Origin of the sequence: Cellulomonas algicola (assembly GCF_019024305.1) — a bacterium.
In the GTDB taxonomy this organism is placed as follows: domain Bacteria; phylum Actinomycetota; class Actinomycetes; order Actinomycetales; family Cellulomonadaceae; genus Cellulomonas; species Cellulomonas algicola.
On record NZ_JAHKSJ010000002.1, the window covers coordinates 437,132 to 452,167 of the forward strand.

A 15,036-nucleotide genomic window follows, 5' to 3' on the forward strand; every position below is an offset into this window, starting at 1 on the left:
CAGGGGGCCGTTACGGTGACCCGGTGACGGGTGGTCCGACGACGGGTGGGGCGACGGGTCGGTCCGACGACCGGCCCGCGCCCGCGTCGTCGTCGGCGCGGTGGGGCTGGGTGCTCGTCGTCGTCGGCCTGCTGCTGGCGGTCGTGACGGTGGTGCCGTGGTTCGCGACACGCCCCGACGACGACGTCGCGGAGGAGCCGACGACGTCGACGGCCCCGGTCGTGCCTCCGGTCTCGGCCGATCCTCGCGCCCCCTGGGCGGCCGATGAGGAGCCGGGGTCGTACGCGCAGCGGCTCCTGGCGGGCACGAACGTGGCCCGGGTCGACGAGGGCCTGCCGGCGCTCGTGTGGTCGGAGTGTGCCGCCGAGCAGGGCCTCGCGCGGGCGACCGCACTGGTGGGTGCCGACGACCTGACGCATGCCCCGATGGACGACGTCATGGCGGCGTGCGCGGTGTCGGTCGCCGCCGAGAACCTGAGCCGTGGCGCCGCGCCCGCGCAGGACGTGGTCGACGCGTGGCTGACGTCGCCCGGGCACCGCGCGAACCTGCTGGACCCGGACCTCGTGTCGGTGGGCATCGCCTGCGCGCGTGAGGCCGACGGGTCCCTCACCTGCTCGCAGGTCTTCCTCGGCTGACCGCGACGGCGTCCCGCCGCCCGTGCGGAGCTGCAGGCCCTGCGTCACCGACGCGCCCACTCGGTCGCGGTGCGGACGTCTGCCCGGCTCGTCAGGAGACGTCCCCGTTCTCCTCCGCGAACGTGCCCCCCGCCACCACTCATTACGCAAGGTAATGAGTTAGAGTAATCATCATGCCCACCGCCCCCGCTCTCGCCGGAGAGCTCCGCATCGCCGTCGGTCGGGCGTCGCGGCGCATCCGTGCCGAGCGCGGCGCCCAGGGCCTGACGGACCCCCAGTTCACGGTGCTCGCCTGGCTGGCCAAGGACGGCCCGATGACGCCGGGCCAGCTCGCCGAGGCGGAGCGCATCCAGCCGCCGAGCATGACCCGCACGGTCAACGGCCTCGTCGAGCTCGGGCTCGTGCAGAAGGCCGAGCACCCGACGGACGGCCGCCAGGTCGTCGTCACCCTCACGGAGGCCGGCAAGGCCGAGGTCGTCGAGACGCGACGTCGCCGCGACGCCTGGCTGACCGAACGCCTCAAGGGCATGACCAAGGAGGAGCGTCAGCTCCTCGCCGACGCCGCCGAGCTCCTGCGGAGGATCGCCGCCTCATGAGTCCCACGTTCTCCTCGCTCCAGCACCGCAACTACCGGTTGTGGTTCGCGGGGGCCCTGGTGGCGAACGTGGGCACCTGGATGCAGCGCGTCGCCCAGGACTGGCTGGTCCTGACCCAGCTGTCCGACGAGTCCGGCGTCGCGGTCGGCATCACCACGGCCCTGCAGTTCGCGCCCGTGCTGTTCCTGTCCGCGTGGGCGGGGCTGCTGGCCGACCGGGTCGACCGCCGCAAGCTCCTCATCGCGACGCAGGTCGGCCAGGGTGTCCTCGCGGCCGGGCTCGGCGCGCTCGTGCTGTCCGGGCACGCCGAGCTGTGGCACGTCTACGTCTTCGCGGGTCTGCTGGGGGTCGTCGCCGCGATCGACGGGCCGGTGCGCCAGACGTTCGTCGCCGAGCTCGTCCCGACCAGCCAGCTCTCCAACGCCGTCGGCCTCAACAGCGCGTCCTTCAACGCCGCACGCCTGATCGGGCCCGGCGTGGCCGGTCTGCTCATCGCGTTCGTCGGCACCGGCTGGGTGTTCGTGATCAACGCGGTGACGTTCGCCGCGACGATCTTCTCGCTGACGCGCATGCGCCAGAGCGAGCTGCGCCCCATGCCGACGGTGCCGCGGGCCAAGGGTCAGATCCGCGAGGGCATCCGCTACGTGCGGGGCCGCAGCGACATCCTCGTGATCATGGTCGTCGTCTGCGTGATCTCGACGTTCGGCCTCAACTTCCAGATGACGTCCGCGATGATGGCGCGCACCGAGTTCGGCCGCGGCGCGGGGGAGTACGGCATCCTCGGCTCGGTCCTCGCGATCGGCTCGCTCACCGGCGCGCTGCTCGCGGCGCGACGCGAACGTCCGCGCGTGCGGCTCGTCATCGGCGCCGCGTTCGCGTTCGGGATCGCGACGGGCGTCATGGCGCTCATGCCGACGTACCTGACGTACGCGATCTCGGCGATCCCCGTCGGCCTCGCGTCGCTCACGATGATGACCGCCGCCAACGCGACCATCCAGCTCAGCACCGACCCCGCCGTCCGCGGCCGCGTCATGGCGCTCTACATGATGGTGTTCCTCGGCGCGACGCCCGTCGGGTCGCCCATCGTCGGCTGGATCGGGGAGACGTTCGGCCCGCGCTGGTCGGTCGGCATCGGCTCGATCACCGCGCTGCTCGTCGCGACCGGGGCGGCCCTGTGGGCGCGTCGCGCGTGGCACGTGCAGGTGCGCTACCGCCTCCGCGCCCGCCCGCACCTCCAGGTCCTGCACCCGGTCCCGGACGAGGAGACGCCCGCGCGCCGGTCCGAGACCGCGCTGCGGCTTGGCGCCGACGACGCGACGAACTCGCGGTCGGTCGCCTGACCGCGGGCGGCCGCGCGTCGTCGGCAGCCGGGTGACGCGGCCCACCCGGTCGACGGGCGCGCACCGGTCAGCCGGGTGAATACCGCCGGAGCCCGTGTCGGGCGGTTCGTCCGGCATGTCACGATCGCCCGGTGAGCACGCACGTCGGCGCCCCTGGCCCTGGTCCGGAGGGGACCGCGGCCGGAAGGACCGACGCCACCACCCCGCACGCCGACACCACCGCCCCGCAGGCCGACACCACCGCCCCGCACGCCGACGCCACCACCCCGGGCGCCACCGCGTCGCGCACCGACGCCGTCCCGCCGCCCGGCCCGCCCGCACCCGAGGGTGCGTCGACGCTGCCCCCCGGCCCGGACAGGGCGCGCCGCCGTCGCCGCGTCGTCGGGCGCGTCGTCGTCGTCCTCGTCGTCCTGCTCGCGGTCGTGCTGCTGGTCGCGGGCTGGCTCGCGTTCCGTGCGGTCCAGACGGTGAACGCGCTCACGGACGCGAAGGACGCGGTCGCGGACGTGCGGCGCGCGCTCGACGACGGCGACACGCAGACCCTCGACGCCGCGCTGCCTCAGATCCAGGAGGCGACCGGCCGCGCGCACGCGTCGTCGTCGGACCCGGTGTGGCGGCTCGCGGAGCACCTGCCGCGCGTCGGGCCGCAGCTCGCGGCGGTCAGCACGGTCGCGGCCGCGCTCGACGACGTGTCGACGGACGCGCTGCCGGCGGCGACGACCGTCACGGACCTGCTGGGCGACGGCACGAGCATCCGCGGCGCGGACGGGCGCATCGACCTCGAGCCGTTCGTCGCGGCGGCACCGGAGCTGGTCGACGCGGCGGCGGTGGCGCGCGCGGCGTCGGCCGACGTCGCGGGGATCGACACGACGGACCTGGTCGGTCCCCTGGTGAGCCCGGTCGAGGAGGCGCGCGACGGGCTCGCGCAGGTTGCGGGCGCGCTCGACGCAGGCGCGCAGGCCGCGACGATGCTGCCCCCGATGCTCGGCGCCGACGGGCCGCGCACGTACCTGGTCGCGGCGCTCAACAGCGCGGAGCTGCGGACAGCCGGCGGGATCGTCGGCAGCCTCGCGGTGGTGCGGGCGGACGACGGCGCGCTGTCGCTCGTCGACCAGCGCAGCACCGACGAGCTCAAGGGCCTCGCGGAGCCGGTCCTGCCGCTCTCGGAGGAGGAGCTCGCGGTCGAGGGCACGGGCCTCGGCCGGTACGTGCAGAACGCGGTGATGACGCCGGACTTCCCGCGCTCCGCGGAGCTGCTCGCCGCACGCTGGCAGCGCGACGTGGGCGGCACCGTCGACGGCGTCGTCGCGACGGACCCGGTCGCGGTCGCGGCGCTGCTGCGCGAGGTCGGGCCGGTGACGGAGCCGGGCGGGACGCCGCTCGACGCGGACACGCTGCTCGCGACGCTGCTGCACGACGCGTACCTGCGCTACCCCGACCTGCGCGCGGCCGACGCGTTCTTCGCGGACGTCGCGTCGACGATCTTCGGTGCGCTCGGGTCGGGCGGCGGCGACGTGCGCGGTCTGGTCGAGGCGGCGGCGGACGCGGGCGAGGAGGGGCGGATCCGCGTGTGGTCGGCGCATCCCGCGGAGCAGGAGCGCCTGGTCGCGACGACGCTCGGCGGCGCCTTCCTGTCGGGCCCGTTCGACGACGCCGCCGGCGTCTTCCTCAACGACAGCACCGCCGGGAAGCTCGACTACTACCTGCGCCCGACGCTGACGGTCGAGGACCTGCGCTGCACGGGTGCGGACCCGTCGGCGACGGTCCGCCTCGACCTCGCGTACGACCCCCCGGCGGACGTCGCGACGTTCCCCGAGAACGTCACGGGCACGAGCGGGGTGGTCCCCGTCGGGTCGCTCGCGACGAGCATCACGCTGTACGGCCCGGTCGGCGCCGCACCGCAGGGCCTGACGACCGACCAGGGCGTCGTCGGCGGGAAGTCGGCGACGGTCGGGGACCGGCCGGTCACCGTCGTGGGTTCGCGCCTGGACCCCGGCGGGCGTGCGACGTACCGGTTCGACGTCCCCGTGCGCGACGGTCGCGTCGACGTGTGGACCACACCCACCCTGACCAGCCCCGGCAGCGTCTCGGCGACCTGCCCCACGTCCGCCGGCTGAGCGGTCCTCACCCGCGCGGGTGACCGCGGGCCCCTGGGGGCGCGCGACCGGGTGATTGTCCGAAATCACCCGATCCGCCCCTGGGTGCGGGCGCGAGGCGCGGGGGAGGATGGGCACGAAATGTCCGTTCTGCCCATCGAGGAGCAAGGTCATGAGCAAGGTCATCCGGGCATGTGCCACCGCGCTGCTGGTGGCGGCCGCCGCCCTGGGCGTCCCCGCCGTGGCCCAGGCGGCGGTCTCGCCGTCGCAGGCTCCCTCGGCGCCGACGCAGCAGCCGTCCGGCCCGCAGTACGGCTGCGAGGGCGCCACCGACGAGTACGGCGCGCCGCTGCCGTGCGACCTGACGGTGTCGGTGCTGACGCCGATCTGCGACAACGACGTGCCGAAGCTGCGGTACGCCGTCGTCCCCAACGGCACGCCGAACACGACCGTCACCATCACGTGGATCAACCCGACGGGACCTGACGTCGTGCAGTCCGGCCTCCCGCTGTCCGGCACGGTGCTGTGGCCGGGTGCGGTCGTCGGTGCCGACGGCAAGGGCGCGGACTGGCCGGGCTGGTCGCAGGCCGCCGACGGCTCGTGGGTCGAGGGCGACGAGTTCGACTGGGTCCGCCCGTCGGTGAGCGTGAACTTCGCCGTCAACCCGGAGATGACGACGACCGTCGCCTACCCGCCGTCGAGCCCGAACTGCGTGACGAACCCGCCCGGCGAGGCGGTCCTGGCCTCGAACCAGGTCCTGTCCGCCACGGGCAGCAACACCGCGCCGCTGCTGTGGGCCGGTGCCGGCCTGCTGGTCGTGGGCGCCGGTGCCGTCACCGCCGTGACGCTGGTCCGCCGCCGGCACGAGGCGGCCTGACGCGACACCGGGACCGGTCGGAGGGGACCGGTCCCGGGGCCGTCGACGACGAGGCCCGCTCCGCTTCGCGCGGGGCGGGCCTCGTCGTGCGTCCGGGGGTCAGGACAGCTGCTCGACGACGTGGTCGACGCACGCGGTCAGTGCGAGGACGTCCTCGGGGTCGACCGCCGGGTACATCGCGACGCGCAGCTGGTTGCGACCGAGCTTGCGGTACGGCTCGACGTCGACGACGCCGTGCGCCCGCAGGATCTTCGCGACGGTCGCGGCCTCGACCTCGGGGTCGAGGTCGATCGTGCCGACGACCGACGACCGCGCCGCCGGGTCGGCGACGAACGGGGTCGCCCAGTCGCGCGACTCGGCCCACCCGTAGAGATGCCCGGCCGAGGTCGCCGTCCGCTCCGCGGTCCACGCGAGGCCGCCCTGGTCGAGGATCCACTCGAGCTGGTCGGCGAGCAGCAGGAGCGTCGCGATCGCGGGCGTGTTGAGGGTCTGGTCGAGCCGCGAGTTCGTGACGGCCGTGGTCAGCGACAGGAACTCCGGGACCCAGCGGTCGCCCTGCTCGATGCGCGCGGCGCGCTCGACGGCCGCGGGGGAGAGGCACGCGAGCCACAGCCCGCCGTCGGACGCGAACGACTTCTGCGGCGCGAAGTAGTAGGCGTCGGTCTGCGCGACGTCGACCGCGAGGCCGCCCGCGCCGGACGTGCCGTCGACCACGACGAGCGCGCCCTGCTCGCGCGAGCCCGGGACGCGGCGCACGGGGGCGGCGACACCGGTCGACGTCTCGTTGTGCGGCCACGCGTACACGTCGACGTCGTCCGCGAACGCGGGCACGGCCACCTGGCCGGGCGCGACGGTCGTGACGACGGGCTCGTCGAGGAACGGTGCCCGCGCCGCCGCGGTGGCGAACTTGGCGCCGAACTCGCCGAACGACGCGTGCGCGCTGCGGCGCTCGACGAGGCACAGCGTCGCGACGTCCCAGAACGCGGTCGAGCCGCCGTTGCCGAGCACCACCTCGTACCCGTCGGGGAGCCCGAACAGCGCGGCGACACCCTCGCGGACGCGTCGGACGACGGCACGGACGGGCGCCTGCCGGTGGGACGTGCCGAGGATCGTCGACCCCGTCCGGGCCAGCGCGTCGAGCTGCTCGGGGCGGATCTTCGACGGCCCGGAGCCGAACCGGCCGTCGCGCGGCAGGAGGTGCGCGGGGATCGTCACCGCGGGCGGGGCGTCTGGAACGGCGGGCACGGCCCGAGGATAGGCGGTCAGGACCCCGGACGGTCGGACCGACCAACTAATCTGTCCCCAGCGTCCGGGCGGTGAGCACCCGCCGAGGCACGGACTGATGGTGGAGGCGTAGCGGTGAGCGACCTGATCGACACGACGGAGATGTACCTCAAGACGATCTACGAGCTCACCGAGGAAGGCCGCACGCCCCTGCGGGCGCGCATCGCGGAGCGTCTGGGTCACTCGGGTCCGACGGTCTCGCAGACGGTGGCGCGCATGGAGCGCGACGGCCTCGTGGTCGTCACGGGCGACCGGCACCTCGAGCTCACGCCCGAGGGTCAGGCGAAGGCCGTGCGCGTGATGCGCAAGCACCGGCTCGCCGAGCGGCTGCTCACGGACGTCATCGGCCTGGAGTGGCCGTACGTCCACGAGGAGGCGTGCCGCTGGGAGCACGTGATGAGCGAGCGCGTCGAGAAGCGCCTCGCGTCGCTGCTCGACCACCCGCACTTCGACCCGTACGGCAACCCGATCCCGGGTCTCGCCGAGATCGGCGAGGAGGTCACGCACGAGGGGTTCCTCGACGGCGTGACGCCGCTGACGGCGATCTCGCCGGCGGTGGGCCAGGACGGCGGCCGGGCGGTCGTCGCGCGCATCGCCGAGCCGCTCCAGGTGGACGTCGAGCTGCTGAGCCGGCTGGCCGACGCCGGGGTGCGCCCGGGCAGCGAGATCGACGTCGAGCGGGGCGACGGCGTCGTCACGGTCGCGGTGCCGGGCTCGGCGACGGTCCTCGACCTCCCCGACGACGTCGCGCGGCACATCTTCGTCGGCGTCCGCTGACCCCTGCGCGACACACGCCCGTCGGGCGGCGCGCGCCGTTCACCGGAGCGGGTGAGATCGGCCACCTGCCCGTGTGCGCGCTCCCACGCGCCGGAGACCGTCTTCCCAGGTGGTCCCGGCGTGTCGCCCCGGCGCGCCGGACGGGCGTCCAACTTCGGACGTTTCTCTTCGTGATCGGAACGTGACAATCGCCGGAGGGGTCCTGTACGTTCGACCTGCTTCAAGGAACCCTCCTCCGCGAAGCCCTCGAGCGGAACGCCTAACCCTGCCGCCGCCCCGAGGTCCGTACGAACCGCCGGCAGGGGCGGGGGACCCACGATTTGTGGTCCACCGGAGACGGTGACCTTGGGGTGAAGCCGAGGTGGCAGCAGGACCGCCACCGACGCCGGGTGTTCTCCCACCCGAACCCGACAGCTCACCTCGCAGGCGACAGGAGAGGCACCTCGTGACCGTGAGCACCACTCGCGCCCGGCACCGGTCTGCGCGTCGTCCCTCGACGCCTCTGACCGAGCTTGCTTCGGCCGCCTCGGAGCAGATGGGCACCGTCGGCCGTCGTACGGCCGTCGTCGCCGCGTCCTCCGGCCTCGTCGTGACGATGATCGGCGCCGCTCCCGCGGGCGCCACGTCCGACTCGGCCGCCGGCGCACTGAACTCCGTCGACACCGCAGCACTGACCGCGTCCGCGCGCGCCGTGCTCAACACGTCCCCCGTCGTGAGCTCCCCGGCCGAGGCCGCGTGGACCTTCGACGCCCCGACCGTGACGGCCGTCAAGCCGACGCCTCCGCCGGAGACGCGTCGCGCCACGGCCACCACGACGTCGCGCACCGCCGACCGTGCCGCCACCACGACGACGGCGAAGGCGGCCACCAACGCGCCGATCCCGCAGTCGGTCGCCGGCAACGCGGTCCTCGAGATCGCCGCCCGCTACGTGGGCACCCCGTACGTCTCCGGCGGCTCGTCGCCCGCGGGCTTCGACTGCTCGGGCTTCGTCTCGTACGTCTACGCGCAGCTCGGCGTCTCCCTGCCGCGCACGTCGTCGGGCATCAAGGCCGCGGCGACGGTCATCTCCCGCGACCAGGCGCAGCCGGGCGACCTCATCTGGAGCCCCGGGCACATCTCGATCTACGCCGGTGGCAACCAGCAGATCGACTCGCCGCGTCCCGGCAAGACGGTCCAGTTCCGCGCGATCTGGCAGAGCTCGCCGGTCTTCCTGCGGGTCGGCTGACCCCAGGCACCGCTTCACCGAGGCCCCGACGACGTCCGCGTCGTCGGGGCCTCGTCGTCGTCCCGCGACGCCGGCACGACCGCACGTGCCGTCGTCCGCGCGTCACGGCCGGTCGTGAGGTGGACGTGCGTCCGGCGTTCACCCGCGGCGCGCACGGAACTCCGATGGCCGTGGCGAGGTCGCCGCGTACGCTGGTCGCGCACCACGCTGTTGCTTCGCCGGGCCGGCAGCCAGCCGGTCCGACCCGTGAGGTCGGGAGGACGCCGTGCTGACCGAGACAACTGCCCTCGCCCCCGAGGGGGGCGGGACGGTCGGCGCGAGCGCCCGTGCCGTCACCGCGCCGCCCGGCTCCCGGGCGATCCCGTCGGCGCTGTCGTCGGGCGCCCGCTCGCTGCTGCTCAACGCGAGCATGGAACCGCTGTGCATCGTGAGCCTGCGACGGGCCGTGCTGCTCGTGATGAGCGGCAAGGCCACGGTGCTCGAGACCGACGGGCGGGTGCTCCACTCCGAGCACGCCGCGGTCCCGCTGCCGGTCGTGCTGTGCCTCACCCGCTACGTCCACGTGCCGGTCCGCAAGCCGGTGCCGCCCACGCGACGGACCGTCCTGCAGCGCGACAGCCACCGCTGCGCGTACTGCGGGGGAGGGGCCGACACGGTCGACCACGTGCACCCGCGGTCGCGAGGCGGGAGGCACGAGTGGTCGAACGTCGTCGCGGCGTGCGTCCGTTGCAACCACCGCAAGGCCGACCGGCTGCTGCACGAGATCGGGTGGGAGCTGACGTTCACGCCGCGCGCGCCACGCTGGTCCGTGACGTTCGGGTCGTCCGCGGTGCGCGCCGAGCCGCTGTGGGCGGCGTACGTCCGGACCTGACCGGACCGGAGTCGACCCGACCTGGCGTGACCGGGCCGCACCGGTCGTGCGGCCGGCGTCCGGCGCGTGCGGCCCGCCGCGGTCCGTGCGGATCGCCGGGTCAAGGATGTGCCAAACTACGGTATCGCTGCGGTCTCATGGGGGCGCGGCGGTGATCCCGGGGGCCACACTGGACCTGGGTGAGGATCCGACGCCGGACGGCGCGTGACGCAGCGGTCACGCGCCGAGGACGGGAGGCCCCGATGGTGCGGGACGACGTGGTGCTCGTCGGGCTGGACGGCTCGGCCGCCAGCCTGCACGCGCTGGACTGGGCGGCCGCGGAGGCCGCCGTCCGCGGCTGGGGGCTGCACCTGGTGTGCGCCTACTCGTTGCCGTCGTTCACGGCCGCGTCGCTCGACGGCGGGTACGCGGCGCTCGACGACACCGCGATCCAGCAGGGGGCGAAGGCCGTGCTCGCCGAGGCGTCCGCGCGCGTGTCGGCGTCCGGCGTGCCGGTCACCGCGACCGTGCAGACCGGTGACGCCGCGGGTGTGCTCGTCGACATGTCGCACCGCGTGCGTCTCGCAGTCGTCGGGACGCGCGGTCGCGGCGGGTTCGCGGACCGGCTGCTCGGCACGGTGTCGTCCGCGCTGCCCGCGCACGCGTACTGCCCGACCGTCGTCGTGCCGCTGCGCGAAGGTGGCCGGGCGCTCGCCGACGACGCCGCGCTGCCCGCGGTGAAGCCCGTGCGGCGCATCGTCGTCGGCGTCGACGGCTCGCCGCAGGCGGAGCGGGCCCTGTCGTACGCGATCACGGAGGCCGCGGCGTGGGGTGCCGAGGTGCACGCCGTCGCGGGCGTCCCGGCGAGCTCCCTGAGCGGGGTGCTCGCGTGGCTGCCCGACACGGTCGACCACGACCAGGTGCTGCGCGACGTCGCCGAGGGGCTCAACGTCGTGGTCGACCGCGCGCTCCTCGAGCACCCCGAGGTCGTCGTCAGGCGGCACGCGCTCGACGGCGGCGGGGCGGAGCTGCTCACCGAGTTCTCGGTCGCGACCGATCTCATCGTCGTCGGCTCGCGCGGCCGGGGCGGGTTCGCGGGACTGCTGCTGGGGTCGACCAGCCAGGCCGTGCTGCACCACTCGGACTGCCCGGTGATGGTCGTGACCAACCGCTGCCAGAAGGACGAGCCCACCGCCTGACGGCGCGCGGGGCGGGCGAGGTCGTCGCGCGCCCGTCGGGCGCGCCGCTGCCAGGGGGCCCGTACCCCGACGGACCGGCTCGGACGGGCGTCGCGGTCAGTCGTCCGCGGCGGGGTCGGCCGGGACGTCGGGGCGCCGCACGAGCGCCGACAGGACGACGGTCGACCGGGTCCGGGACACGAACGGCTCGGCCGCGAGGCGCTCGACGACGCGCTCGAGATGACGCATGTCGCGCGCGCGGACCTGCACGACGAGGTCCACGTCGCCCGTGACCGTGCTGGCGGCGACGACCTCGGGGTACTGCTCGACCGCGTCGCGCATCGTCGCAGGGCTGGTCGACCCCTGGCAGAACAGCTCGACGAACGCCTCGGTGTGCCAGCCCATGGCCGCGGGGTCCAGCCGCACGGTGAAGCCGCGGATCACACCCGCGGCCCGCAGCCGGTCGACGCGGCGCTTCACGGCGGGCGCGGACAACGACACCTGCTGCCCCACCTGCGCGAAGGTCGCGCGCGCGTCCTGCGCCAGCACCCGCAGGATCGCGGCGTCGAGGGCGTCGGTGCCGGAGTCGTCTCGCACGAGGCCCATCTTCCCGGACCCACGCGTGGGTGACGGTCGTCCTGGGCACGTGTCCGCGTTCGGGTGGCGACAACCGGGCGCACCCGACACCCTGGCGGAGATCGAACGAAAGGGAACGGATCGCTCAAGAACGACCACGCGAGTGCCGAAGGGAAGTCGAGCCCCGCCGCCGGTCACGTGCGGACGGGGTCGTCATTCGGGGGGAGACGAATGGACGTGGACTCGAAGGACAGCGGGACGCAGACCGTCACGCCGGTGGAGGGCGCCCGCACGCTCGCGCCGGCCGGGACGATCCCGACGCAGCGCAGCCGCGCGGGCGGCAGCCCGCACGGTGGGCGCAGCCGTCGCACCTGGTTCGTCGTCGCGGGCGGACTCGCGCTCGTGCTCGCGGGTGCGACCACGGGCGTCGCCGCTCAGCGGGCGGCCGCCCTGCGCGAGGAGCGCGTCGCCGAGGCGCGCCTGCGGATCTCCGCGGTGCTGCCCGCGACCGCGACCGACGCGGGCGTGCGCGACGCCCTCGACGCGCACGCGTCCACCGCGGTGTACACCTCCGCGCGCACGGCCGTCGCCGCGTCGGCGCAGCAGGTCGTCGACCGTGCGAACGGCACCCTCGCCGCGTCTCCGCAGGCCGGCGACGGCCCGCGCGGGGCGCTGCAGACGGCGACCGGTGCGGTGAGCGCCGCGATCGCCGGGCCGAACGTCAGCATCACGGCCCTGCGTGCCGCGACCGGCGGCGTCGCCGGACCCGAGAAGGCCGTCGCCGACGCGCAGGCTGCCTGGGTCGCGGCGGAGCAGGCCCGGATCGCCGCCGAGCAGGCCGCAGCGGCCGAGGCGGCGCGCCAGGCCGCAGCGCAGCAGGCCGCAGCCCGGGGCTCGACCAAGACGACCGTCAAGCCGCGCTCGACGCGCACGACGACCACCACGACGCAGTCGTCGGGCGGGACCGCCGCACCGGCGCCGACCGGCGGCGTGCCCGCGGGCGGCAAGGTGTGCGCAGGCTCGGGCGGGTCGGCGGGCGAGGCGAGCGCCGGCGCGGTCGGCGAGGCGATCAACGCGTACCGTGCGTCCGCCGGGCTCGGGGCGCTGTCGATCTCCCGCTCCGGCAGCCTGACGTCGCACGCCCTGAACATGGCCGCGACGGGCGGAATCTGGCACTCGGGCGGCGACAACATCGTCGGGTGCGTGAGCAACGGCAGCGCGTCGTCGCTCGTGTCCGCGTGGTCGCGGTCGCCCGGGCACAACGCGCAGATGCTGCGGACCGACGTCTCGAGCATGTCCGTCGGTGCCGCGTCGAGCGCGGGCTGGCTCTTCGGGGCGGTCCGCTTCAGCTGACGCCGGTCAGGCCTCGCGCTGGTCGGGACGCCGCCGGACCGGTCACCGACGGGGTCCGGGCGACACGTCGCCCGGGCCCCGTCGCGTCCGGGCGGGAGGGCGTCCGGACGGTGGCACGACGCCGGGCCGCGCACCCCCGTCGGTGCGTGACCCGGCGCCGGCCCGACGGCTGGTCAGGGCAGCGCGTCGGCGAGGTGGTCCAGGGCGGTGTCGAGGTCGGCGGTCGACATCGTGAGCGGGGGCGCGATGCGGATCGTGCGACCGTGCGTGTCCTTCGCGAGCACGCCGCGCTCGAGCAGCCGCCCGCACAGCTCGCGGCCCGTCGTGGGTCCGCCGGGGCGTCCGGGCGCGACGTCCATGCCCGCCCACAGCCCGACGCGTCGCACCGCGGCGAGACGTCCTTCGTCGACGAGCACGTCGAGCCGCTCGCCCATGCGCGCACCGAGCTCACGTGCGCGAGCCTGCGGCTCACCCGTGGCGAGCAGGTCGACCACGGCCATGCCGACCGCGCACGCGAGCGGGTTGCCGCCGAACGTGGAGCCGTGCGTGCCCGCGGTGAGGACGCCCAGCACGTCGTCGCGGCCCACGACCGCCGACACCGGCACGATCCCGCCGCCCAGCGCCTTGCCGAGCGTCACGAGGTCGGGACGGACGCCCCAGAGCTCGCTCGCGAGCGTGCTGCCGGTGCGCCCGAGGCCGCTCTGGATCTCGTCGACCACGAGCAGCACGTCGGCCGCCGTGCACGCGGCCCGCACGGCCGGCAGGTAGTCCGCGGGCGGGACCACGACGCCCTGCTCGCCCTGCACGGGCTCGAGCAGGACCGCCACGGTGTGCTCGTCGAGCGCCGCCTCCAGGGCTGCCGCGTCGCCGTACGGGACGCGGACGAAGCCCGGGGTGTACGGGCCGAACCCGTCGTGCGCGTCGGGGTCGGCCGAGAACGACACGATCGTCGTCGTGCGGCCGTGGAAGTTGCCGTCGACGACGACGATGCGCGCGTCTCCGTCGGGCACGCCCTTGACGTCGTAGCCCCACTTGCGCGCCGCCTTGATCGCCGTCTCGACGGCCTCGGCGCCCGTGTTCATCGGCAGGACCATCGGCGTGCCGGTGACGAGCGGCCCGACGAGCGACGCGAGCCGGTCCGCGAACGGGTGCAGCAGGTCGTGGTCGAAGGCACGCGACGTGAGCGTCAGCCGGTCGAGCTGCGCGTGCGCCGCGGCGACGAGCGCCGGGTGCCGGTGCCCGAAGTTGAGCGCGGAGTACGCCGACAGCAGGTCCAGGTACCGGCGGCCGTCGGTGTCCGTCACCCAGGAGCCCTCGCCGGAGACGAGGGTCACGGGCAGCGGGTCGTAGTTCCGCGCGAGCGTCGACGTCCGGGCGTCCTGCAGCGCGGTCATGGTCAGTCTCCCGTCGGGGCCCCGGCCGGACGGATCTCGAGCGTGCAGCACTTCGCGCCGCCCCCGCCCTTGAGCAGCTCCGTGGTCTCGACCGGGATCGGGGTGTACCCGCGCTCGCGCAGCGCGGCGGCGAGGTCGGTCGCGGCGGGGGCGACGACGACGTTCTGCCCGTCGGAGACGGCGTTGAGACCGAGCGCGACGGCGTCCTGCTCGGTCGCGACCACGGCGTCCGGGAAGAGCTGCTGGAGCACCGACCGCGAGCCCGCCGAGAACGCCGGCGGGTAGTAGGCGATCTGCGGGTCCGTCGGGTCGCTCGACAGGACCGCCAGCGCGGTGTCGAGGTGGTAGTAGTGCGGGTCGACGAGCTCGAGCGACACGACCGGGCGGCCGAACAGCTCCTGCGCCTCGGCGTGCGCGGCACGGTCCGTGCGGAAGCCGGTGCCCGCGAGGACCATGTTCCCGACGACGAGCAGGTCCCCCTCGCCCTCGTTGACCTGTGCGGCCGTGTGCGTGACGAAGCCGCGGTCGGCGAACCACTTCTGGTAGGCCGGGCCCTCGGGGCCGCGCTCCGGGTAGCGGAACCGCGCGGAGTACACGACGCCGTCGACGACGGTCGCGCCGTTCGCCGCGTAGACCATGTCCGGCAGGCCGTCGATCGGCTCGATCACGTCGACCCGGTGGCCCAGGTCGAGGTAGGTGTCGCGCAGCGTGCGCCACTGCCGGACGGCCAGGTCGACGTCGGTGTACCGCGTCTTGTCCATCCAGGGGTTGATCTCGTACGAGACGGTGTAGAAGCGCGGCTCGCACATCAGGTAGTGGCGGCGCGTGGCACCGGGGGCGGTCGTCGTCATCGTG

At 74.8% G+C, this 15,036-nt stretch carries 14 protein-coding genes and 1 riboswitch; of the genes, 10 read left to right on the forward strand and 4 right to left on the reverse strand.

Translation table 11 applies throughout. From position 1 onward, the window contains the following. Positions 1-23 precede the first annotated feature (23 nt). From KOV94_RS21125 to KOV94_RS02035, 5 genes are all read left to right on the forward strand, one after another. Positions 24-635, forward strand: a complete 612-nt coding sequence (locus tag KOV94_RS21125) for a CAP domain-containing protein (protein WP_218051080.1) — start codon at positions 24-26, stop codon at positions 633-635. 173 nt (positions 636-808) lie between these two features. After that, on the forward strand, positions 809-1,231 hold the full coding sequence (locus KOV94_RS02020; RefSeq protein WP_124341120.1) for a MarR family winged helix-turn-helix transcriptional regulator: 423 nt from the start codon (positions 809-811) through the stop codon (positions 1,229-1,231). Continuing rightward, positions 1,228-2,571, forward strand: a complete 1,344-nt coding sequence (locus tag KOV94_RS02025) for an MFS transporter (protein WP_218051081.1) — start codon at positions 1,228-1,230, stop codon at positions 2,569-2,571. Before KOV94_RS02020 ends, KOV94_RS02025 begins: the two co-directional genes overlap by 4 nt. Positions 2,572-2,702: 131 nt before the next feature. Continuing rightward, on the forward strand, positions 2,703-4,688 hold the full coding sequence (locus tag KOV94_RS02030; protein ID WP_308160313.1) for a DUF4012 domain-containing protein: 1,986 nt from the start codon (positions 2,703-2,705) through the stop codon (positions 4,686-4,688). Between the two features lie 151 nt (positions 4,689-4,839). Beyond that, a complete protein-coding gene (locus KOV94_RS02035; RefSeq protein ID WP_124344678.1) occupies positions 4,840-5,544 on the forward strand; it encodes a peptidase in 705 nt (234 codons plus the stop codon). Between the two features lie 99 nt (positions 5,545-5,643). Here KOV94_RS02035 and serC read toward each other — a convergent pair whose 3' ends face one another. Further along, positions 5,644-6,789 (reverse strand): phosphoserine transaminase, encoded by a 1,146-nt coding sequence (gene serC, locus KOV94_RS02040; RefSeq protein WP_308160314.1) that lies wholly within the window; start codon positions 6,787-6,789, stop codon positions 5,644-5,646. Positions 6,790-6,903: 114 nt separating this feature from the next. Here serC and KOV94_RS02045 point away from each other — a divergent pair, with 114 nt between their 5' ends. From KOV94_RS02045 to KOV94_RS02060, 4 genes are all read left to right on the forward strand, one after another. Then, positions 6,904-7,605, forward strand: a complete 702-nt coding sequence (locus KOV94_RS02045) for an iron-dependent transcriptional repressor DtxR (protein WP_124344398.1) — start codon at positions 6,904-6,906, stop codon at positions 7,603-7,605. A gap of 283 nt (positions 7,606-7,888) precedes the next feature. Beyond that, a riboswitch (cyclic di-AMP (ydaO/yuaA leader) is annotated at positions 7,889-8,048 on the forward strand. Positions 8,049-8,140: 92 nt separating this feature from the next. After that, positions 8,141-8,830, forward strand: coding sequence for a C40 family peptidase (locus tag KOV94_RS02050; protein WP_225915906.1), 690 nt, complete (start codon positions 8,141-8,143; stop codon positions 8,828-8,830). Between the two features lie 265 nt (positions 8,831-9,095). Beyond that, positions 9,096-9,701: an HNH endonuclease gene (locus tag KOV94_RS02055; protein ID WP_124344687.1), complete on the forward strand. Its 606-nt coding sequence runs from the start codon at positions 9,096-9,098 to the stop codon at positions 9,699-9,701. Between the two features lie 242 nt (positions 9,702-9,943). Continuing rightward, positions 9,944-10,879 carry a universal stress protein gene (locus tag KOV94_RS02060; RefSeq protein WP_124341380.1) on the forward strand — a complete coding sequence of 312 codons (936 nt, stop codon included), beginning with the start codon at positions 9,944-9,946 and terminating at the stop codon, positions 10,877-10,879. 96 nt (positions 10,880-10,975) lie between these two features. Here the strand turns inward: KOV94_RS02060 and KOV94_RS02065 are convergent, their stop codons facing one another. Next, positions 10,976-11,464: an Lrp/AsnC family transcriptional regulator gene (locus tag KOV94_RS02065; protein WP_124341379.1), complete on the reverse strand. Its 489-nt coding sequence runs from the start codon at positions 11,462-11,464 to the stop codon at positions 10,976-10,978. A 201-nt stretch (positions 11,465-11,665) separates the two neighbouring features. Between KOV94_RS02065 and KOV94_RS02070 the strand changes: the two genes are divergently transcribed. After that, on the forward strand, positions 11,666-12,787 hold the full coding sequence (locus tag KOV94_RS02070; protein ID WP_218051082.1) for a CAP domain-containing protein: 1,122 nt from the start codon (positions 11,666-11,668) through the stop codon (positions 12,785-12,787). 173 nt (positions 12,788-12,960) lie between these two features. Here the strand turns inward: KOV94_RS02070 and rocD are convergent, their stop codons facing one another. Both rocD and ddaH read right to left on the reverse strand, forming a co-directional pair. Next, the gene (rocD, locus tag KOV94_RS02075) at positions 12,961-14,181 is read right to left on the reverse strand and encodes an ornithine--oxo-acid transaminase (protein ID WP_218051083.1); all 1,221 of its coding nucleotides are present in this window, start codon (positions 14,179-14,181) and stop codon (positions 12,961-12,963) included. A 2-nt stretch (positions 14,182-14,183) separates the two neighbouring features. After that, positions 14,184-15,032, reverse strand: coding sequence for a dimethylargininase (ddaH, locus tag KOV94_RS02080; RefSeq protein ID WP_124341376.1), 849 nt, complete (start codon positions 15,030-15,032; stop codon positions 14,184-14,186). Between the last annotated feature and the right edge of the window lie 4 nt (positions 15,033-15,036).

Excerpts from the sequence above, each read along its gene's own strand:
- KOV94_RS02020 (WP_124341120.1), top strand. The coding sequence starts at position 809 with ATGCCCACCGCCCCCGCTCTCGCCGGAGAGCTCCGCATCGCCGTCGGT.
- KOV94_RS02025 (WP_218051081.1), top strand. The coding sequence starts at position 1,228 with ATGAGTCCCACGTTCTCCTCGCTCCAGCACCGCAACTACCGGTTGTGG.
- KOV94_RS02035 (WP_124344678.1), top strand. The coding sequence starts at position 4,840 with ATGAGCAAGGTCATCCGGGCATGTGCCACCGCGCTGCTGGTGGCGGCC.
- KOV94_RS02050 (WP_225915906.1), top strand. The coding sequence starts at position 8,141 with ATGGGCACCGTCGGCCGTCGTACGGCCGTCGTCGCCGCGTCCTCCGGC.
- KOV94_RS02060 (WP_124341380.1), top strand. The coding sequence starts at position 9,944 with ATGGTGCGGGACGACGTGGTGCTCGTCGGGCTGGACGGCTCGGCCGCC.
- KOV94_RS02065 (WP_124341379.1), bottom strand. The coding sequence starts at position 11,464 with ATGGGCCTCGTGCGAGACGACTCCGGCACCGACGCCCTCGACGCCGCG.
- KOV94_RS02070 (WP_218051082.1), top strand. The coding sequence starts at position 11,666 with ATGGACGTGGACTCGAAGGACAGCGGGACGCAGACCGTCACGCCGGTG.
- rocD (WP_218051083.1), bottom strand. The coding sequence starts at position 14,181 with ATGACCGCGCTGCAGGACGCCCGGACGTCGACGCTCGCGCGGAACTAC.
- ddaH (WP_124341376.1), bottom strand. The coding sequence starts at position 15,032 with ATGACGACGACCGCCCCCGGTGCCACGCGCCGCCACTACCTGATGTGC.